20 protein-coding genes and 1 tRNA gene are annotated in these 18,393 nt (G+C 69.6%); 6 read left to right on the top strand and 15 right to left on the bottom strand.

Annotation, left to right across the window (positions count from 1 at the left end; all coding sequences use genetic code 11):
• Positions 1-75: 75 nt before the first annotated feature.
• From RUH65_RS06160 to RUH65_RS06185, 6 genes are all read right to left on the bottom strand, one after another.
• Positions 76-678 carry a MerR family transcriptional regulator gene (locus RUH65_RS06160; protein WP_313816410.1) on the bottom strand — a complete coding sequence of 201 codons (603 nt, stop codon included), beginning with the start codon at positions 676-678 and terminating at the stop codon, positions 76-78.
• A 284-nt stretch (positions 679-962) separates the two neighbouring features.
• Positions 963-1,526 (bottom strand): bifunctional nuclease family protein, encoded by a 564-nt coding sequence (locus tag RUH65_RS06165; protein ID WP_313816411.1) that lies wholly within the window; start codon positions 1,524-1,526, stop codon positions 963-965.
• A gap of 10 nt (positions 1,527-1,536) precedes the next feature.
• Positions 1,537-2,223 carry a MerR family transcriptional regulator gene (locus RUH65_RS06170; protein WP_313816447.1) on the bottom strand — a complete coding sequence of 229 codons (687 nt, stop codon included), beginning with the start codon at positions 2,221-2,223 and terminating at the stop codon, positions 1,537-1,539.
• Between the two features lie 140 nt (positions 2,224-2,363).
• The gene (locus RUH65_RS06175) at positions 2,364-2,825 is read right to left on the bottom strand and encodes an FHA domain-containing protein (protein ID WP_313816412.1); all 462 of its coding nucleotides are present in this window, start codon (positions 2,823-2,825) and stop codon (positions 2,364-2,366) included.
• A gap of 67 nt (positions 2,826-2,892) precedes the next feature.
• Positions 2,893-3,279 (bottom strand): glycine cleavage system protein GcvH, encoded by a 387-nt coding sequence (gene gcvH / locus RUH65_RS06180; RefSeq protein WP_313816413.1) that lies wholly within the window; start codon positions 3,277-3,279, stop codon positions 2,893-2,895.
• Between the two features lie 64 nt (positions 3,280-3,343).
• Positions 3,344-4,249 (bottom strand): MarR family transcriptional regulator, encoded by a 906-nt coding sequence (locus RUH65_RS06185; RefSeq protein WP_313816414.1) that lies wholly within the window; start codon positions 4,247-4,249, stop codon positions 3,344-3,346.
• Positions 4,250-4,388: 139 nt separating this feature from the next.
• Between RUH65_RS06185 and RUH65_RS06190 the strand changes: the two genes are divergently transcribed.
• Positions 4,389-6,365, top strand: coding sequence for an FAD-dependent monooxygenase (locus RUH65_RS06190; protein WP_313816415.1), 1,977 nt, complete (start codon positions 4,389-4,391; stop codon positions 6,363-6,365).
• A 33-nt stretch (positions 6,366-6,398) separates the two neighbouring features.
• Here RUH65_RS06190 and RUH65_RS06195 read toward each other — a convergent pair whose 3' ends face one another.
• The gene (locus RUH65_RS06195) at positions 6,399-6,908 is read right to left on the bottom strand and encodes a mycothiol transferase (protein WP_313816416.1); all 510 of its coding nucleotides are present in this window, start codon (positions 6,906-6,908) and stop codon (positions 6,399-6,401) included.
• A gap of 116 nt (positions 6,909-7,024) precedes the next feature.
• Here RUH65_RS06195 and RUH65_RS06200 point away from each other — a divergent pair, with 116 nt between their 5' ends.
• The gene (locus RUH65_RS06200) at positions 7,025-8,161 is read left to right on the top strand and encodes a hypothetical protein (RefSeq protein WP_313816418.1); all 1,137 of its coding nucleotides are present in this window, start codon (positions 7,025-7,027) and stop codon (positions 8,159-8,161) included.
• Positions 8,162-8,213: 52 nt separating this feature from the next.
• Here the strand turns inward: RUH65_RS06200 and RUH65_RS06205 are convergent, their stop codons facing one another.
• The gene (locus tag RUH65_RS06205; protein WP_313816419.1) at positions 8,214-8,882 is read right to left on the bottom strand and encodes a response regulator transcription factor; all 669 of its coding nucleotides are present in this window, start codon (positions 8,880-8,882) and stop codon (positions 8,214-8,216) included.
• Positions 8,879-10,132 carry a histidine kinase gene (locus RUH65_RS06210; protein WP_313816421.1) on the bottom strand — a complete coding sequence of 418 codons (1,254 nt, stop codon included), beginning with the start codon at positions 10,130-10,132 and terminating at the stop codon, positions 8,879-8,881. Before RUH65_RS06210 ends, RUH65_RS06205 begins: the two co-directional genes overlap by 4 nt.
• Before the next feature lie 111 nt (positions 10,133-10,243).
• On the opposite strand from RUH65_RS06210, the gene RUH65_RS06215 reads away from it, so the two are divergent.
• Positions 10,244-11,056: a GAP family protein gene (locus RUH65_RS06215; RefSeq protein WP_313816422.1), complete on the top strand. Its 813-nt coding sequence runs from the start codon at positions 10,244-10,246 to the stop codon at positions 11,054-11,056.
• Between the two features lie 62 nt (positions 11,057-11,118).
• Here RUH65_RS06215 and RUH65_RS06220 read toward each other — a convergent pair whose 3' ends face one another.
• Entirely contained in the window at positions 11,119-12,690 is a 1,572-nt protein-coding gene (locus tag RUH65_RS06220) for a peptide MFS transporter (protein WP_313816423.1), read from the bottom strand.
• A gap of 118 nt (positions 12,691-12,808) precedes the next feature.
• Here RUH65_RS06220 and RUH65_RS06225 point away from each other — a divergent pair, with 118 nt between their 5' ends.
• Complete coding sequence (locus RUH65_RS06225) at positions 12,809-13,033, top strand: DUF2945 domain-containing protein (protein ID WP_313816424.1); 225 nt, start codon at positions 12,809-12,811, stop codon at positions 13,031-13,033.
• Positions 13,034-13,037: 4 nt separating this feature from the next.
• The gene (locus RUH65_RS06230; protein WP_313816426.1) at positions 13,038-13,583 is read left to right on the top strand and encodes a DUF488 domain-containing protein; all 546 of its coding nucleotides are present in this window, start codon (positions 13,038-13,040) and stop codon (positions 13,581-13,583) included.
• Here the strand turns inward: RUH65_RS06230 and RUH65_RS06235 are convergent.
• Both RUH65_RS06235 and RUH65_RS06240 read right to left on the bottom strand, forming a co-directional pair.
• A complete protein-coding gene (locus RUH65_RS06235; protein ID WP_313816448.1) occupies positions 13,568-14,857 on the bottom strand; it encodes an MFS transporter in 1,290 nt (429 codons plus the stop codon). The two genes, RUH65_RS06230 and RUH65_RS06235, sit on opposite strands and share 16 nt — an antisense overlap.
• Before the next feature lie 162 nt (positions 14,858-15,019).
• Positions 15,020-15,718, bottom strand: a complete 699-nt coding sequence (locus tag RUH65_RS06240; RefSeq protein WP_313816427.1) for a class I SAM-dependent methyltransferase — start codon at positions 15,716-15,718, stop codon at positions 15,020-15,022.
• Between the two features lie 115 nt (positions 15,719-15,833).
• On the opposite strand from RUH65_RS06240, the gene RUH65_RS06245 reads away from it, so the two are divergent.
• Positions 15,834-16,424 (top strand): XRE family transcriptional regulator, encoded by a 591-nt coding sequence (locus tag RUH65_RS06245; RefSeq protein ID WP_313816428.1) that lies wholly within the window; start codon positions 15,834-15,836, stop codon positions 16,422-16,424.
• A 128-nt stretch (positions 16,425-16,552) separates the two neighbouring features.
• On the opposite strand, the gene RUH65_RS06250 is transcribed toward RUH65_RS06245, so the two are convergent.
• The 3 genes from RUH65_RS06250 to RUH65_RS06260 all read right to left on the bottom strand — a co-directional run bounded on the left by RUH65_RS06250 (position 16,553) and on the right by RUH65_RS06260 (position 18,376).
• Positions 16,553-16,629, bottom strand: a tRNA-Pro gene (locus RUH65_RS06250).
• Between the two features lie 110 nt (positions 16,630-16,739).
• Entirely contained in the window at positions 16,740-17,768 is a 1,029-nt protein-coding gene (locus RUH65_RS06255) for an NADP-dependent oxidoreductase (protein WP_313816429.1), read from the bottom strand.
• A 107-nt stretch (positions 17,769-17,875) separates the two neighbouring features.
• Entirely contained in the window at positions 17,876-18,376 is a 501-nt protein-coding gene (locus RUH65_RS06260; protein WP_313816430.1) for a DUF4825 domain-containing protein, read from the bottom strand.
• Between the last annotated feature and the right edge of the window lie 17 nt (positions 18,377-18,393).

The raw sequence follows: 18,393 nt of genomic DNA on the forward strand, positions 1-18,393 counted from the left end.
CCCTGGGTGCTGAGGGTCGCCTCCACCGGTGGAGGCGACCCTCAGCACCCAGGGGGGCTCAGCGTCGCCGGGGGCTCAGGAGGCAGACTTGCGGCGCGTGCGCCGCTGGGACAGCTCGTCGCCGGGGAACTCTTCGGGGGCACCCGCATGCAGCTGCTCGGACGGCAGTTCCGCCAGCGAGCCCTCGACCTCACGCCAGACGCGGCCCACGGCAATGCCGAACACGCCCTGGCCGCCCTGGACCAGGTCGATGACCTCATCGGCGGACATGCACTCGTAGACCGAGGCGCCGTCGCTCATGAGTGTGATCTGCGCCAGGTCGTCCACGCCGCGCTCCCTCAGGTGCTCCACGGCCGTGCGGATCTGCTGCAGGGAGACCCCGGTGTCCAGCAGACGCTTGACGACCTTCAGGACGAGGATGTCACGGAACGAATAGAGCCGCTGGGTGCCCGATCCGCTGGCGCCGCGGACGGTGGGGACCACCAGGCCGGTGCGTGCCCAGTAGTCGAGCTGACGGTAGGTGATGCCGGCGGCCTTGCACGCGGTCGGACCGCGGTAGCCGGCACCCTCGTCAAGGACGGGTAGGTCTTCGGTGAACAGCATGCCCTGCGCCGGGGTGCGCGGGGGTGACTCGTGTTGCGGATCCGGGGACTGCCCGGCCTCGCCCTTCGGACTCACTGGAACCCTCCTGGTCATGGTTCCACACTGGGGAAGGAAGTGCCCGGCGGTCCGGATCGGCGGTCAGTGCTGGGCATCGGCCCGGCACCCAACCACCAATCGGTGCGATTGAACCGATAGGCAATGTGGAACCTCTGAACAAGACGGTATGCCCGGACGGGTCCACGGTCAAAGACCTCGTGCATTCTTCCCCGTGCGTGTCGCCACGCCGCCGGTGGTCAGGCACGGGATGCCGGACATCCGGTCCGCCGGGCGAGCGCACACATCCGCGGCCGGCCCGGCGATCAGGACTGGCTGGAGCCGCCGTCGGCGAAGTCCTCCGGGTCCACGTTGTCCAGGAACTCCCGGAACCGGTTGAGTTCCGCATCACGCTCTGCGGCGCCGGTGACCCCGGTGACGGCCTCATCCACGCCGTCTTCGGAGTCCTCGTCGACGTCTTCGGCCTGCTCCGGGTCCACCCCGGCCGACTCCAGCACCTCGGCCGCGCAGAGCACCGGAGCCTCGGCACGCAGCGCACAGGCGATGGCGTCCGACGCGCGGGCATCCACCCGCGCACCGTTGTCCAGGATCAGCTCGGCATGGAAGACGGCGTCCTCGACCGATCCGATGCGCACCGACTCCAGTGCGGTGCCCGTGGCTGAGAGGACCTCGATCAACAGGTCGTGCGTCATGGGTCGGGGCGGGGTGAGCCCCTGTTGCCACAGGGCGATGGCGCTGGCCTCCGGCGCTCCGATCCAGATGGGAACCAAGGTGCCCGTGCCCGGATCCTGGAGGAGGACCAAGGGCTGGTTCCCGGGCAGCTCGACTCGCACGCCCAGCACTGTCATCTCGACGTCCGGCAGGTTCATGCGGGCAGCCTCACGTGTCCAGGTCAGCCACGGCGGCCGCCACGAGGGCGCTGTGCAGCCCCAGGCAGGCCTCACTGAGCTCCCGCGCGGCGTCGGCCATCCGGGCGTTGGCGGCGGCGTCCTTGCGGGTGGCCAGGGAGGCCGTGGCCCGTTCGATGAGGCCGAGCTCACGGTCGGCCGCAGCCCGGAAGGGACGAAGATGGCGCGGCTCCAGACCATGGGCGGCCAGGACGACGGCGGACCGCGTCGCCTTGAGGGCGTGCTCGGAATAACGCCCGTTCTCATCCGGAGACACCATGCCGAACTGCTCCAGGGAATCCAGCAGCTGCGTGGTGGCCCCGGAGATCCCCTGCACCTCGGCCCGGGTGAGCGGGCGGGTGTGCCCAGCCAACTCCTGGGCCAGCTGGTCGGAGACCGATCGCGGGGCCAGGGTGAGCCCCCCGGGCAGGGATTCGGGGTGCTCACCGCGGTCCACGGCGTCGAGGTAGTCCTTGATGACCTTCAGCGGCAGGTACTGGTCCCGCTGCAGGGCGAGGATGAAGCGCAACCGGTCCACGTCGGCGTCGGTGTACTTGCGGTAGCCCGCTGCGGTGCGGCGGGGCGTGATGAGCCCCTTCTCCTCGAGGAAGCGGATCTTAGAGGCGCTGACCTGCGGGAAGTCACCTTTCAACTCCGCCAGCACCTCACCGATGTTCATGACGGCGCGGTGGCCCCCGGTCGCGGCGGATGCGGCGGAAAGGGGGCGTCGGGAAGCTGCTGCGCTCACGGATGTCCTCGGTCGTTTGGTCGAACTGGCGGTCGTCGTCAGGGCGGGCCGGCCCTCCCAGGCCGGTTGACTCAGACGGCGGGGCGCTGGGTGCCGGCGTAGAAGGTGAGCCGGAACTTGCCGATCTGCACCTCCATCCCAGACCGCAGGGCCACGGAATCGACCCGGTCATGGTTCACGTAGGTCCCGTTCAAGGAACCGGAGTCCACGATCACGAATCCCTCGCCCGAGCGGCGGAACTCGGCATGCTTCCGCGAGACGGTGACGTCATCGAGGAAGATGTCGGCGTTGGGGTGGCGGCCGGCCATCGTCGAGTCCTGGTCCAGGAGGAACCGAGCACCCTGGTTGGGCCCGGCATGGGCCACCAGGAGCGCCGAGCCGACGGGCAGGGCGTTGATGGCCGCACGGTCCTCGGCGTCGAGCGAGCGGTCCGGCGACGAGCCCAGATCGGGCAGGCCGATGCTGGTGGTCAGCGCGTCCGGCTCGGTACCCGTGTTCCGGCCGTCCGGTTGCTGGGTCCCGTCCTGTGACATGGCTCCTCCGAGGATGTGTCCGACCGATCGCGTCGAACGCGATGGTCGTGGTGGCTTCGTGACCTGACTAGCCTACCTGCTGGCGGTAACCCTCCGCATCGAGCAGGCCGTCGACCTGTGCGGGGTCCGAGACGCTCATCTCCAGCAGCCAGCCGTCCCCGTACGGATCGGAGTTCACCTTGGCCGGATCGGCGTCCAGGGTCTCGTTACGGGCCGTGACGGTACCGGAGACCGGAGCGAAGAGATCGCTGACGGACTTGGTGGACTCCACCTCGCCGACCGTGGAGTCAGCCGTGATCTCCGCGCCCACCTCGGGCAGGTCCACGTAGACCACGTCACCGAGCGCATCCTGGGCGAAGTCGGTGATGCCGATGCGCACGACACCGTCCGCGTCCGGCCCCGTGACCCACTCGTGTTCGGCGCTGTAGCGAAGCCCTTCGGGGATATTGCTCATGGTTCCTCCAGATCACAGGTGTGAGGTCCGGCCCGTGCAGGCCTCTCGTGGTACACCGACGACACTACTGGCCTCCGCGGCGGGGTGCCAATGCCGCGGGATGCGGGCTCCCGACGGCGGCCAGCCCCTCGACGACCCGGCCGCGCTCGGACCCGGGCACCGGTTCCAGGATCCGCTCCTGGACCCGCTCCACGGCGGGCCAGAGTTCGCCGACGAGCGACCGACCCGCCGCCGTCAGGGAGACCAGCCGCGAGCGGCGGTCGTCCGGATCGGGGTTGCGCGCCGTCCAGCCCCGGTCCTCGAGCCTGCGCAGCACGTCAGAGGCGCTGGACCGGTCCAGGGCGGCCAGTCCGCCCACGGTGCCCTGACCGGTGGGGCCGGACGTCGCCAGGGCCAGCAGGACGGCGAACTGCGGGCCGGTGATGATGCCGCCCACCTCGTCGGCCCACAGCACCGTGTGCCGTTGCTGGGCCAGCCGGATCAGGTGGCCGGGACGCCGGTCTTCCGCCTGACGCACCCCGGGGGTGCCGGAACCGCCGGCCGTTCCCGCCGCATCGTGGTGACCCGAGAGGTCCACGAGCCGGCCCCCGAGCCAGGCACGGTCGAGTGCCGACAGCGGTGCCATCAGCCTCTCCTGCACCGTTCGGACCGCCGGCGCCAATCCCTCCAGGGCCACCCCGGCCGGCACGGGCAGGGTGATGAGATGCCGCCGCCCATCGGCGGCATCACGCTCCCGCCGCAGCCAGCCCTGCTCCTCCAGGCGGCGGATCACCCCGGCCACCGTGGTCCGGTCCAGCCCCGCGGCCCGGCCCACAGACAGCTGGTCCAGGGGTTGCCCGGCGGCGGCCACGGTGAACAGCACCGAGTACTGCGGCGATGTCAGCAAGCCGCCCACGGCGTCCGCCCACAGCGCGTTGTGCACCTGGTGGCACCGGCGCAGCTGATGCCCCACCAGGGCTGTCGAATCCATCCGGATCTCCCTCACTTTTCAGTACACGGATAAAGTCCCATATCCACTCTGTTGTGGTTCGTATCACCAGCGTGCGCTAGGATCGGCACCGAATCGTACAGTACACGGATGATCTATAGGATGTTGGAGATGGAGTCCCATGCAATATCACCTTGACGGCTACCGCTACGGAGATCCGACCATCGAGCCCGCCGCCCCCGGCCGTGACGCCGGGCAGGGCCCCCTGCCGGAGGAGGTCGACGTCCTGATCGTCGGCACCGGCCCGGCCGGCACCGTACTGGCGGCCCAGCTGGCCGCGTTCCCGGAGATCACCACCCGGGTGGTGGAGCGCCGCCAAGGACCGTTGCCCGTGGGCCAGGCCGATGGTGTCTCCTGCCGCACCGTGGAGATGTTCGACGCCTTCGGCCTGGCCACCTCGCTGTTGGCGGAGGCCTACTGGGTCAACGAGACCACGTTCTGGTCCCCGTCCTCCCAGGACCGCGCGGGCATCACCCGCACCGGCCAGATCCAGGACGTCGCGGACGGGCTCAGCGAGTTTCCGCACGTGATCGTCAACCAGGCCCGCATGCAGGAGATGCTCCTGGCCAAGGCGTCGAATTCCGCCTCGCGGCTGGAGGTCGACTACGGGTTCAAGGCCTTGGGCGTGGACATCCCGGAAGATCCTGAGACGCCCGTGACGGTCACCCTGGAGCTGACGGACCAGGACGGCAGGGGCACCGGGACCACCCGCACCGTCCAGGCCCGCTACGTCGTCGGATGCGACGGTGCCCGCTCGGTCATCCGGACTGCGATCGGACGATCCCTGCACGGCGACGCCCAGAATCACGCCTGGGGCGTCATGGACATCCTCCCGGTCACCGACTTCCCGGACGTCCGCAAGAAGGCCGTCATGCAGTCAGCGTCCGGCTCCCTGATCCAGATCCCCCGCGAGGGCGGGAACCTGGTGCGCTACTACGTGGACCTCGGTGACCTTCCCGAGGATGACCGCAGCGTCCGCGAGCGCACGACCTTCGAGGACATCCTCGCTGCCGCCCAGCGGGCGCTGCACCCCTACACGCTGGACTCCAGGGACGTGGCCTGGTGGAGCGTGTATGAGGTCGGCCAGCGCGTGACGGACGGTTTCGATGACGTGCCGGCAGAACGCGCCGGCACCCTGGATCCGCGGGTCTTCATCGCGGGGGACGCCTGTCACACTCACTCCGCCAAGGCGGGGCAGGGCATGAACGTGTCCATGCAGGACACCTACAACCTGGGCTGGAAACTCGCCGCCGTGCTGCAGGGCCGCTCACCGCAGTCGTTGCTGGCCACCTACTCCGGCGAGCGGCAGAAGATCGCCCGGGAACTCATCGACTTCGACAAGCGCTGGTCCAGGATGATCGGCTCCAAGGTCTCCGATCCGAACGACCCGGAGTCCGGGGGCGTAGCCGCCAACGACGTCGAGGCGAACTTCGTGGCCGGAGGAAAGTTCACCGCGGGGCTGTCCACGGTGTACGAGCGCTCCCTCCTGACCGGGGGAACGGAGCATCAGGGTCTGGCCCCCGGGTTCGAGGTCGGGGCCCGGTTCCACTCGGCTCCGGTCGTCCGGGTGGCCGATGCGAAGCCGGTGCAGCTGGGCCACGTGCACGCGGCGGACGGCCGCTGGCGCCTGTACGCCTTCGGCGACGCCGCGGCCGTCGGATCTGAGGCCTCGGCCCTCGGCGCCCTGCTGGAGTTCCTGGACACCTCCGAGCAGTCTCCGGTCCGCCGGTTCACGCCGTCCGGGGCCTCGGACGACGCCGTGTTCGATGTCCGGGCGGTCCTCCAGCAGGAGCATCATTCTGTGGACGTGAACGCTCTGCCGCCGTTGCTCCTCCCGGCCAAGGGCAAGTTCGGCCTGCGCGACTACGAGAAGGTCTTCTCCGCCGAGCGGACCACCGGCCGCCTTCTGGGGAACGTCCCCGGTCTGCAGGCCACCCAGGACATCTACGACCTGCGCGGCATCGACCGTGAGCGGGGTGCCCTCGTGGTCGTTCGTCCGGACCAGTACATCGCCCAGGTTCTTCCATTGGCAGCCCACACCGAGCTGGCGGACTTCTTTGCCGCGTTCATGTTTGATCAGGGCCTCGATCAGGGTTGAGCCTGACGGGGCGGGGCCTGGTGGACGGGCTTCTCAGTCCACCGGGTCCATCCCGGCCACGTAGGCCGCCTGGCCCACGTGCTGCAGGGCGTCGGCATAGACGCTGACCAACCGCACCGCACGCGTGACCGGCGGATCCCATTGCCGGTCGATCACCTCGGCGAGGTCTGCCTCTGACAGGGTCCCGAGGTAGTCCAGGGACTGTTCGGTCACGGCCGCCAAGTACCCGCGCAGTACGTCCTTGTCCTGCACGACGACGGCGCGCGCCGTATTCTCCGACTGACCGTAGCCATGCTCTTCAGCGGGCACGTCCGGGCCGAACCGATCGACCCATCCCTGGGCGGTCCACAGCTGGTCATGCCCGCCGGCGTGGGCGATCTGGGCATCGATCTCACGGCCGGAGTGCCACAGCAGCCAGGCAATGGAGTTGGGGTGGCCACCCGGATGGGCGTTGAGGTTGGAGGGACCGATGCGGTCCCAGACCAGATCCAGCTCATCGAGGGGACGGCGGGCGAGTTCCTGCAACACAGCGATCGAGTTCATGGCCCCAGTGTGCACCCTCCGCCCGCATCATCTCCACCGTCCCCATCGGCGCTCACCACCCAATGCGGGACAGCCCAGCTGGTGTACTTTTGTGGCCTCGTGGGTAGCGTGTCCCCATGAGTATCGACATACCCTCCGCTGAAGACTTCGCCGAACTCACGCAGCACCGCCATCCCGCGAGCGTGACCGTGTATGTTGCCCCGTCCGGTTCGAGCGAGAACCGATCGCCGATCGGCAGGAACCCTGAAGCAGCCCAACTGTCACTGCGCACGGCCGTGGGTGAGGGCGTCGCACAGCTGGCTGCCGCTGAGGTCCCCGCCGAGGACCTGGACCGGATCACCGGCGCCGTGGACCAGCTCGTGGACGACCGGGACTTCTGGTCCACCCAGGCCCGGTCCCTCGCCGTCTTCGTCTCACCGCGCGGGCTGCGGGCGTTCCGGCTGATGAACAACCTCCGCACCCATGCGGGCGTCGGCGACCGTTTCGACGCGGGGCCGTTGATCCGGGCGACCACCTTTGCCCACAGTGGGTTCGTGCTGGCCCTGACGAAGGGCTCGGTACGCCTGCTGGTGCTGGAGTCGGACGCCTCCTGTCATGAGGTGGAACTGACCGGGTTGCCCGAGGACCTCGGCCTGGAGTTGCAGACCGCGGACAACGAGGGCCGGATGGACCGCCAGCGGGCGGACGGCTCCCTGCGGCCGAAGATCCAGCGCCGCGACTACTGCTCCACCGTTCAGGAGGCGGTCCTGCGCCAGATCAATGGCTCTAACCATCCGCTGGTGCTGGCGGCCAGCCCCGATCTCGAACCGGCGTACCGGGAGATCAGCACCTACCGGCGTCTGGTCGACGAGGGCATCACGGCCAATCCGGCCTCCCTCGGCCTGGACGACCTCGCCCGCCGGGGACGTGAGGTCCTGGACCGCAATTACTCCGCACAACTCGCCGACTGGAGGGAGCAGTTCGGCACCCTTCGCGCCCATGGCCGGGCCAGTGCGAAGCTCCGCGAGATCGCCAAGGCCGCCACGGCCGGCCGGGTGGACGTCCTCCTGTTCGACCTCACGGCGGAACGCGAGGGCACGATCGATGAGTACGGCAACGTCACCCCCGCCGACGAGCCCAGCGCGCACACCTACGGTCTGGCGGACGAGGTCGCGGCCCGCGTCCTGCGCACCGGCGGCACGGTCAAGGCGGTCCGCGGGGCGGATCTTCCCGACGGCGCCCGGATCGCCGCGACGTTCCGCTCGGCTTCCTGAGGGAACCGGAACGGCCTCGACGGGCCACGACGGGCTGAGCAGATGATGACGCTCACGCGCCGTCCGTCAGGCCGGCGTCGCGGGCCACGAGTGCCGCCTGCGTGCGTGACTGCACACCGAGCTTGGCCAGCACCCGGGAGACGTGGGTCTTCGCCGTGGCCTCGGAGATGCCCAGCGTGCGCGCCAGCTGACTATTGGAGGCCCCCGCTCCCAGCTGGGTGAGGACATCGCGTTCCCGCACCGTGAGGCGCTCCACCTGCACGGTGGCCCGTCCATCCTCGGCCGGACTGTCACCGGCACGCGCGGTGGCGAGTTCCCGGAACACGCGGCGGGTCACCTCCGGGGCCACCACCCCCTCCCCGGCGGCGACCCGGCGCACAGCGGACACCAGTTCCGCGGCCTCCGCCGTCTTCAGGAGGAATCCGGCCGCGCCGGCACGGATCGCGGACAGGACCACCTCGTCCTCGTCGAAGGTGGTCAGGACGAGGACGGCGGCGGTCCCCTCGGACACGATCTCCCGCGTGGCGGCCACGCCGTCCACCACCGGCATCCGGACATCCATCAGCACCACGTCCGGGCGGAGGGCCCGGGCGTTGACGAGGGCCGCCGCACCATCGGAAGCCTCCCCCACCACCTCGATCCCCTCGGCGCGCTCGAGGAGGGCCTTCAGCCCGGAACGCACGGTGCCGTGGTCATCGGCCAGCACCACCCTGATGCTCACGCCGCCGGCTCCGACGGCTCCGACGGCTCCGAGACCTCCGGGGACTCCCCCGGCTCCACCGGCACCTCGGCGCGAATCCGCCATTGGCCCTCGGCTCCGGTGATCCGCACCGTGCCGCCCACGGCCCGCAGCCGCTCACGCATGGAGGACAGGCCGATGCCGGGGCCGGTGCCACCGGCGGCCGCCAGTTCTCCAGGCAAGGCCGGCCCGCCGGGCAAGGCCGGCATCGGGTTCTCGATGTCCAGGCGGACCACCGTGGGGAGGCCGGACAGGCACAACTGGACGGTGCCGGTCCCGTGCTTGGCGGCATTGGCCAGACCCTCCTGGGCGACCCGCAGCAGCGCGTGGCCCACCGCAGGTCCGACCTCGACCGGCTGCAGCTCCGCGGTGACCTCCACCCCGGCGGCCTCGGTGCGCTGGAGCAATCCCGGGAGCGCATCCAGTCCGTCCCTCACCTGCAGGTCCAGTGGTTCGCCGGGTTGGTGGAGCAATCCGATCATGGTGCGCATCTCGTCCAGCGCCGCCAGCGAAGCACTCCGGGTCTGCTGCAGGGCGCGGCGGTCCAGCTCGGCGTCCGGTGCACCGGACAGGGCGGCCGCCGAATGCAGGGCGATACCGGACAGGTGAGCAGACACAGTGTCGTGGAGTTCGCGGGCCATGGCGGTACGTTCGCGCCGGACCGCCTCGGCCCGGTCCCGTTCCGCCTCCCGCCGCGCGGTCGCGGAGCGTTCGCGCTCCCAGAGGGTGGCGGCACTGGCACGGGCCGCCCGATCGTCACCGTTGCGCACCTCGGCCCCCCACCAGAACGGGATGGCGACGCCGGCGGTCAGGGTCAATGCCACGGGCAGGGCATAGTCCTCGCCGTGCGGGAGGGCCGCGACCACCGCCCAGAGCGCGACGACGGCCATCCCGGTCAGCCCGATGGACCACCGGCGCTGGTGTGGTTCGGCGCGCCGGGCCAGGGTGTACGCGGTGTCCGCCCAGGCGAGGAAGACCCCCACGTGCAGCCCCACGGCCGTATCCGCGACGGCGGCCGCGGAAGCCAGGGCGAAGCCGGCCATCACGTGCCGACGCTGGAGGAGGATGGCCGCACAGGCCACCAGCAGGGGCAACACGTGCCACGTCTCGGCTCCCGCCCAGCCCTGGGCCAGTGGCGGTGCCATGCCCCAGGTTGATCCGGATGTCAGCAGGGCCAGCCCGACGGCGAGGTACACCAGGGGCGAGAGTGCGGCCAGTCGTGATCGGTTCACGGTCCCCATGCTAGACATCGCCGCGTGGGGGCGAGTCATCCGAAAGGGGGACCGCCCCGATCAGCCCTTTGGCGGACGACAGCCCGGGCCGGCGCGGGAAGGCTGGGCGGCATGGACTCCTTCAACGTCATTGACCCGCTCTCCGGCGGACCCCTCTTCGCCATCCTGGCCGTCCTCGCCCTGGTGGACAGCACCAGTTTCGGCACCCTGGCCATCCCCGTGTGGCTCCTGATGGCCCCGGGCAGGGTCCGGGTCGGACGGATGCTGCTCTACCTGGGGACGATTACCCTGTTCTACTTCGTCGTCGGGCTCGCCGTGCTGCTGGGTGCCGGATGGATCGTGGAGAACCTGGCACAGCTGATGGAGTCCCGGCTCGCCCTGGCCTGCGGCATGCTCCTGGGCGTGGGATTGTTCCTCTGGAGTTTCCGCCTGGACTCCCCTGCCGCCAAGGAGCGGGCCCGGTCCGGCAACGGGCGTCTGGCGGGGTGGCGCCGACGGGCCACCGGACAGGAGCGCGGAGGATGGGGTTCCTTGGTGGGTCTCGCTCTGGGGGCTGGGCTGGTGGAGGTGGCCTCTATGTTGCCGTACCTGGCCGCCATCGGGCTGATCGCGGCCCAGGGGCCCGGCTGGCCGGCGTCGCCGCTGTGGCTGGCGGGTTACTGCCTGGTGATGGTGCTGCCCGCGTTGGTGCTGCTCGCGGCGCGGTGCGGCGCCGCGCGGCTGGTCGAACGGCCCCTGGAGCGACTGGACGCCTGGTTCGCCCGGCATGGGGCGAGCACCGCGGCCTGGGTGGTGGGCGCCGTCGGCGTGGTGCTGGTGCTGAACACCGCACCGGCCGTGTTGTCGGCCGGTGCGGTGCCCGGTGCGGTGCTTGGTGGCCTGCCCGGTGTGCTGTCCGCTGCCGTGATGTCGTGCGGCGGGTGAGTCCCTCCTGGCCCGCGGTCAGCGCTGTCGGGCCTCTGCGGCCGTCCCGGGGCGGGAGAGCGTCAGTCGACGCCCTTCATGGCCCGGTGGATCGGCTTGGAGACCAGCAGCATGAGGACGCCGATGCCGATGGTCACGGCCCCCAGGACACCGAAGTAGGTACCCTCGTTCTCGGCACTGTAGAACCCGGCCAGCGAGCCCGCCAGCGCGGTGCCCAGGGCGACCGACAGGTTGTACAGGGCCACCATCATCACCGGGAAGCTCACCGGCGCGAGCTTGGTGGACAGGGACAGCCCCACCGGGGAGACCAGCAGCTCGCCCATGGTCGCGACGAAGAGGATCAGCGCGATCCACAGCACCGGGACGGCCGCGGTGCTCACCATCGGCAGGAACAGCAGGAACGCCGAGCCCATCAGGGCGATGCCCAGCGCGAACTTCACCGGGGTATTCGGCTGCCGCTGGCCCAACCGGGTCCAGAGCCACGCGAACACCGGGGCGAACAGGATGATGAAGACCGGGTTGATGGACTGCACCCACGGGATGGGCATCTCCCAGCCGAGGAGATCGCGGTCGAGCCGGGTGTCCGAGTACAGGGTGATCACGGTGAACTGCTGCTGGAACAGCGCGAAGAAGGCGGCCGAGCCGATGAACAGCGGAATGAACGCGATGACGCGGGAGCGCTCCACCCCGGTCACCTTCGAGGAGGCCAGGAGGTAGGCGAAGATGGCGACCGCGGCCGCGGCCGCGAGGATGACCACGACGTCGGCCAGGTTGCCGGCATGGACCACACCGGTCCCGAGCAGGACGCCCACGACCACCAGTACGGCCGCGGCGATCACGATCCACTTCGGGTACTGGCTGCGCGGCAGCGGATCCGGAACGGCGTGCACGTCCTCGGGAAGGTCCTTCCGGCGGACCGAGTACTGGATGAGGCCGATGCCCATGCCGAGCGCGGCGAGCCCGAAGCCGAGGTGGAAGCCCCAGCTCTGCTGGACCCAGCCGGTCACCAGCGGCCCGAAGAGTCCGCCGATGTTGACGCCCATGTAGAAGATCGAGAAGCCGGCGTCCCGGCGCGGATCCTCACGGGAGTAGAGATGCCCCACGAGGTTGGCGACGTTGGCCTTCAGCCCGCCCGAGCCCACCGCCACCAGGAGCAGTCCGAGCACCAGACCGGGGATGCCCGGGACGAGGGCGAGCGCGATGTGGCCGGCCATGATGAGCAGCGCGCTGTAGAACATGGCGCGCTCGGAGCCGATCAACCGGTCCGCCACCCAGCCGCCGAGGATGCAGAAGACATAGACCATGCCGCCGTAGGCGCCCACGATGCCGGTGGCGACGCCCTCGTCGATCCCCAGACCGCCCTCGGTGGTCTGGAAGTACATGTAGATCAGCAGGATGCCCTGCATGCCGTAGAAGGAGAACCTCTCCCACATCTCGACGCTGAACAGGTTGGCCAGGGCACCCGGCTGGCCCAGGAACGTCCGGCCCGAGGGATTGCGGTCCACCGCGTCTTGCTCGGTGGTCCGGGTCTCGGTGACGTGGGTCAGGCCGGGGTCGCCGGCTCCGCCCAGGTCCTGGGGCTCGTTTGAGGAGGGTTTTTTCACCCGTTTACCGTGCTCCTGTTTGCCCGTCATTGCAAATCCCGGCACGCCCGTGGCCGTTCCGGGCGTACGGTGGGATCATCCTGAAGGCAGGCAGGGCGGGGTTTTTCGACCGGGCCGCCCGTCACGCTGTCATGGCGAAAGGACCCTGATGACGCAGAACTTCTCCGTGGGCGATCACGTGAGCTGGAATTCCGAGGCCGGACGGGTCTCCGGCACGATCACCACCGTGCACACTTCCGACTTCCAGTACAAGGGGCACACCCGCCGGGCGTCGAAGGACGATCCCCAGTACGAGATCCGTAGCGACAAGACCGACCATGTGGCCGCCCACAAGGACGGGGCGCTGACCAAGCTGGCAAAGAAGGACGGCTGAACCGTTGGACTCCGCAGCCATGCCCTTCTACACGGTCGGTCACTCCAACCGCCCCCTGGAGGAGTTCCTGGACATCCTGGTGGCGGCCGGAGTCCACCTCGTGGTGGACGTGCGCAAGCTGACCGGGTCCCGGCGGAACCCGCAGTTCAACGATGATGCCCTGGCCGACTCGCTGTCCGCGGCGGGCATCGGCTACCGGAAGTTGGAGGCCCTCGCTGGGCGACGGACGGTGTCCCACGTGACACCCTTCGAGGTGAATGCGTTCTGGCAGAACCGCAGCTTCCACAACTACGCCGACCACGCGATGACCGACGGATTCCGGGACGGCCTCGACGCGCTCCTCGAGTGGGGCACTGCGCGGACGGTCACCGTGATGTGTTCCGAGGCCGTGTGGTGGCGGTGCCACCGCCGGTTGATCGCGGACCACCTGCTCGCCCGCGGGGAACAGGTCCTGCACCTGATGGGACTGGAGAAGGTGACGCCGGCCGAGATGACGGCTGGCGCCGTCGTCGGCCCCGGGGAAGGGAACGTCACCTACCCGGCCCGGTGACCGGCGCCCTCACCGGACGCCGCCAGGGCGTACTCGGCCGAGACGCGCCGGTAGACCGGTGTGAGGAAGGCCAGCGCGGCGGCCACCACCATGATGAGCCCGGCCCCGAGGAAGACCAACGCGATGCCGCGGGCGGTGCCCTCCCCGAGCAGTGGTGCCAGTACGGCGGCACCGGCCTCACTGCGGGCGTAGGGGATGATCCACACCTCGGCGAGCGGGGCGACCACCAGTGCCGTGATCGGGGCGGCGGATGCCTCGAAGGCCAAGGCGAAACCGAAGACCCGGCCCTGCCGCTCGAGGGGGACCACTCGTTGGATGACGGTCTGCTCGGCCGCCTCCACCGCCGGGATCAGGCACATGTACAGCCAGATGCCGACGACGTACAACCACCCCCATTCGCGCAGGGTGAAGGTGGCGCCGATCAGGCCCATCACCATGACCACCACCAGCATGGTGCGCAGGGGGTTGTGACCCAAGCCGAACTTTCCGATCACGGCACCACCGATGATGAATCCGGTGGAGGCCAGGGCGAAGACCAGGCCCCACGCCTCCACACTGAACAGCTCGAGGCCGTAGGGGTCCATCAAGGCCATGTAGACGCCGCCGATGAAGTTGTTGAAGGTACTGAACAGGATCAGGGCGAAGAGGCCGGACACGGCTATCACCGCCCGCCAGGACCCCGCCAGGTCGAACCCGCCCTGGGCATCGGAGTCCACGGGGACCGTCTCCTCCGGAAGGCGCACTGTCAGCAGATGCAGGTACGCCGCAGCCGTCAGCACCAGTGCGATGGCCACGGTCGGCCCCATGCCGAGCAGCCCGATGGACAGCCCGGAGAGCACTGAGGTGACCATGAAGGCGATGCCCTGCACCATGCCGACCAGGCCGTTGGCGTTCGCCCGGCGCTCGTCGTCGATCAGGATGGTGACCGTGGTGGACAGGGCCACGTTGCGCAGGTTCTCCACCACGGCCCCGATGAGCACCAGCAGGGCGAAGCCCCAGAACCACGGCCCGTCCAGCCGGGCGATCTGGTCCGCGGGGGCCAGGAGGAACACCGCGCCGGCGGCCAGGAACATCGCCAGGGTGAACAGGGCGGCCAGGCGCATCAGGTCGAGTTTGCGGTAGCGGTCCACCAGCGTGCCGAAGCTGATGGAGGATCCGGCGAGCAGCAGCATGTAGACCCCGCCGGTCACGCCGGTGGCGATGACGTTGCGGGTCTCGAGGTAGATCCAGAACGTCAGCCCGAACCACAGGTAACTGGTGGTCAGGTTCGCCATTGCCGTGTTTGCGAGGATCTGGGCAAAGGTGCGCCAGCGGTCTCGGGCGGGGCGCGTGAGCTGATCCACCCGTAGAGCGTAGGCCCGGCATGGACCGCAGCGGTAGGCGCGGACGACGGCGGCCGTGGGGCGTTCGCGGGCACTCGCACCCGCCCCCGTGGATCAGGTCCGGGCGGCGCGGACGACCACGTCCTGCAGGGTGACGGTGCGTCCCCCCGCCTCCACCCTGCGGGTGGTCTCGTCGGCGCGCTCCACGACCCAGCCCGGCGCTGAGAACAGACCGGTGATTCCGGCCCGGGTGGCCGTGGAGCCCTCCGGGTGCCCGGAGCCGTCATGTCCGCCGTGTCCGCCCTGCTGATCCGGCTCGCCGTGCGCGTGGTGTCCGGCGTGCGGCGCGTGCAGGTGCCCCACGATCAACAGGGTGCCGCCGGGTGCCACCCAGGAGGCGATGCGCTCGTAGAAGGCCAGCTGCCCGGAATCAGGGTGGGCGTAGTGGGTCACCACCAGGTCCCACGTCCGGCCTGGCTCCCACCGGGTCAGATCCGCCTGCGTCCAGGAGACGCGGCCGGCCAGGCCCTCGCCCTCGGCCCGGACGGTCGCAGTGGCCAACGCCGTCGCGGAGATGTCGGCACCGGTCACCTGCCACCCTCGGTGGGCCAGCCAGAGCGCCTCGGTTCCGGTTCCACAGCCCGCATCCAACGCCGCGCCCGGCCGCAGGTGCCCGGTCTCGGAGGCGAGGTAGGGGCTCACCGGCATGAGCTGGCGGACGTCCTCCCCCGTCTCGGCATCGGGCGTCCAGTGCCGCTCCCAGTACTCCCGGTCGAAACGATGCTGTCCTCGCGGACCGTCCTCCGTGTGCATGCCGCGCTACCCTTCGTCCCGTGGTGGCCGGGATGTCGTCGTCCCGGTGTGGTCTACAGACTCGCCGCTTGGTTCCCAAGATGCAAACTGTTGTGCCGAATGGCAAACTGGGGGGATGAACGAGACACCAGAACAGACCCTGGACGCCGTCGGGCCACGCCTGAAGCAACTCCGGCTGCGCCGCGACGTCACGCTCACCCAGCTGGCCGCCGAGACCCGGATCTCGGCCAGCACCCTCTCCCGGCTGGAGGCCGGACTGCGTCGGCCGACCCTGGAGCAGTTGCTGCCCCTGGCCCGCTACTACGGCGTCACCATCGACTCCCTCGTGGATGCCCCCCGCACAGCCGACCCCAGGTTGGACCTGCGGCCGATGTCCTGCCCGGACGGGTCGGTGATCATCCCGCTGACCCGTAGGCCGGGAGGCGTCCAGGCGTACAAGTTCGTCCGTCCCTCCGGCAGCGACGACCTCGTCCCCGATCCACGGACTCATGAGGGGCATGACTGGGTGTATGTGCTCAATGGGACCCTGCGCCTGGTGCTCGGGGACCAAGACCTCCGCCTGCAGGCCGGGGAGGCCGCCGAGTTCGACACCCGCACCCCGCACTGGTTCGGGGCCACCGGCGCCGGGCCGGTCGAGTACCTCTGCCTCGTCGGCCGCCAGGGACAGCGTGCTCATCTCCGGGCGGTCGTCCCGACTGCAGACTGACGGTGCCTGTCCGCTCGCCGCAGCGACGCGGCCAGGCGAACCGCCCCCAGGCGAACCGCCCCCAGGCGAACGAAAAGCCCGGACCCCCTCAGGGGCCCGGGCTCTCGCCGATCTCTGGCGAGATCACATGGTCGGGCTAGCGGGATTTGAACCCACGACCTCTTCACCCCCAGTGAAGCGCGCTACCAAGCTGCGCCATAGCCCGTGGAACCGACCCTCACCGGATCAATCCACCCGTCAACTGTACACCACGGTTGACATGGTCACGGACCACGAGCGCAGCGGCGCCGCCGTCGGCCGCGCCCTCAGCACGGCTCAGCCGACTCGGACCACCATCTTGCCGGTGTTGGCCCCGCGCATCATGTCCAGGAACGCATCCACGGTGTGCTCGAAGCCTTCCGTGACGGTCTCCTCGGGGGTGATATCTCCGGCCGACAGCCACCCGGTCATGCGCCCCCGGAACTCTTCGGTGACCTCAGGATGCTCGGAGGCCACCTCGGTCACGATGAATCCCTGCATGCGTAGGCGGCGGGTGACCATGGTGCCCATGTTGTCAGGTCCGGCCGGGCGTTCGGTGGCGTTGTAACTGGAAATTGCCCCGCACAACGCCAACCGGCCGAAATCGTTCATGACCTCGAGGGCGGCCTCCAGGTGGTCGCCGCCCACGTTGTCGAAATACACGTCCACGCCCTCGTGACCCACGGCGTGCATCAGCTGCTCGCGGATCGGCGCTTCCCGGTAGTTCAACGCCACGTCGAAGTTGAACTTGTCCTTGAGCAGATTGACCTTCTCAGCGGAACCGGCGGACCCGATCACGCGCGTGGCACCCAGTTGCCGGGCGATCTGGCCAACGGCGGTACCCACCGCCCCCGCGGCGCCGGAGACGAACAGGCTGTCCCCCGCACGCAACCCGGCGATCCTCGTCAGCCCCACGTAGGCCGTCAGGCCCGGCATGCCGAGGAGGCCCAGGTACAGCGAGAGCGGCAGGCCCTCGAGCTCCGGCACGGCCTGGAAGGTGGCGGCATCATCCTGGACCGCGTCCGTCCATCCGTGCTGGTGCAGTACCGCGGTGCCCACGGGCAGGGCCTCCGCGGCCGATTCCACCACGCGCCCGACAGCACCACCGGTGATGGTCTCTCCCAGGCCGTAGGACTTCACGTAGCTGCGGCCGGCGCCCATCCGGCCACGCATGAAGGGATCCACCGAGATGAACTCGTTGGACACCCGCACCTGGCCCGGCTCCACCTCTCCATGGTCGACCTGCTCGATCGAGAAGTCCTCGGGCCTCGGCATCCCTACGGGGCGGGACGCCAGGCGGATCTCGGAACTGGTGAACGCGGACATGCACACTCCTTCAGATCGGTTCTCTCTTGCGACCGACCCTACGCCCCCGGCTCCGTCAGCCGTCGAGCCGCGATGGACCTGGGCCGGCGGGACTCTGCTTTATCGGTTCAGAACGTGTGGATCTCGTCCCCCACCCGGAATTCGACCTTCTTCAAATTCTCCACGTGCTCTTTGGCCTGGGCGGCCACGCTCTGCATGGTCTCCCACAGCACCGCCGGATCGGCCTCGGCCGCCTGGTCGCCGTAGTTGACCACCAGTGTGCCGTCCTCGCCCTTGATCTCGAACGATTCCATGTCCGGTCCCGATGGCATGGAACGCAGGAACTGGGTCACCTCGGAATTGTTCCCCAGGTAGATGCCCCAGTGCTCCTCCAGAGAGGACCAGTCGAAGCTGTTGACCTGCTCGACGGTCAGCTCACTCACCTCGCGGGCATCGCTCCACAGCTGGCCAGCCTGCTCCGCGGCGTCCTGCGCCTGCGTGGCCGCGCTCTCCGCCTGGTCGGCCACCCCGCCCACCTGGTCGGCGGCCTCCTGAACACCGCTGCACCCGGTCAGGGACACGGTCAGCAGGACGGCCGCCCCGGCGGCCTGAACGCTCTTTCGTTTCATGGAACGCTCCTCGCACC

The organism is Citricoccus sp. (assembly GCF_032154715.1).
Taxonomy (GTDB): domain Bacteria; phylum Actinomycetota; class Actinomycetes; order Actinomycetales; family Micrococcaceae; genus Citricoccus.

Excerpts from the sequence above, each read along its gene's own strand:
- RUH65_RS06235 (WP_313816448.1), bottom strand. The coding sequence starts at position 14,857 with ATGGCGAACCTGACCACCAGTTACCTGTGGTTCGGGCTGACGTTCTGG.
- RUH65_RS06170 (WP_313816447.1), bottom strand. The coding sequence starts at position 2,223 with ATGAACATCGGTGAGGTGCTGGCGGAGTTGAAAGGTGACTTCCCGCAG.
- RUH65_RS06200 (WP_313816418.1), top strand. The coding sequence starts at position 7,025 with ATGAGTATCGACATACCCTCCGCTGAAGACTTCGCCGAACTCACGCAG.
- RUH65_RS06245 (WP_313816428.1), top strand. The coding sequence starts at position 15,834 with ATGAACGAGACACCAGAACAGACCCTGGACGCCGTCGGGCCACGCCTG.
- RUH65_RS06215 (WP_313816422.1), top strand. The coding sequence starts at position 10,244 with ATGGACTCCTTCAACGTCATTGACCCGCTCTCCGGCGGACCCCTCTTC.
- RUH65_RS06165 (WP_313816411.1), bottom strand. The coding sequence starts at position 1,526 with ATGAACCTGCCGGACGTCGAGATGACAGTGCTGGGCGTGCGAGTCGAG.
- RUH65_RS06225 (WP_313816424.1), top strand. The coding sequence starts at position 12,809 with ATGACGCAGAACTTCTCCGTGGGCGATCACGTGAGCTGGAATTCCGAG.
- RUH65_RS06260 (WP_313816430.1), bottom strand. The coding sequence starts at position 18,376 with ATGAAACGAAAGAGCGTTCAGGCCGCCGGGGCGGCCGTCCTGCTGACC.
- RUH65_RS06255 (WP_313816429.1), bottom strand. The coding sequence starts at position 17,768 with ATGTCCGCGTTCACCAGTTCCGAGATCCGCCTGGCGTCCCGCCCCGTA.
- RUH65_RS06240 (WP_313816427.1), bottom strand. The coding sequence starts at position 15,718 with ATGCACACGGAGGACGGTCCGCGAGGACAGCATCGTTTCGACCGGGAG.
- gcvH (WP_313816413.1), bottom strand. The coding sequence starts at position 3,279 with ATGAGCAATATCCCCGAAGGGCTTCGCTACAGCGCCGAACACGAGTGG.
- RUH65_RS06195 (WP_313816416.1), bottom strand. The coding sequence starts at position 6,908 with ATGAACTCGATCGCTGTGTTGCAGGAACTCGCCCGCCGTCCCCTCGAT.
- RUH65_RS06190 (WP_313816415.1), top strand. The coding sequence starts at position 4,389 with ATGCAATATCACCTTGACGGCTACCGCTACGGAGATCCGACCATCGAG.
- RUH65_RS06220 (WP_313816423.1), bottom strand. The coding sequence starts at position 12,690 with ATGACGGGCAAACAGGAGCACGGTAAACGGGTGAAAAAACCCTCCTCA.
- RUH65_RS06175 (WP_313816412.1), bottom strand. The coding sequence starts at position 2,825 with ATGTCACAGGACGGGACCCAGCAACCGGACGGCCGGAACACGGGTACC.
- RUH65_RS06185 (WP_313816414.1), bottom strand. The coding sequence starts at position 4,249 with ATGGATTCGACAGCCCTGGTGGGGCATCAGCTGCGCCGGTGCCACCAG.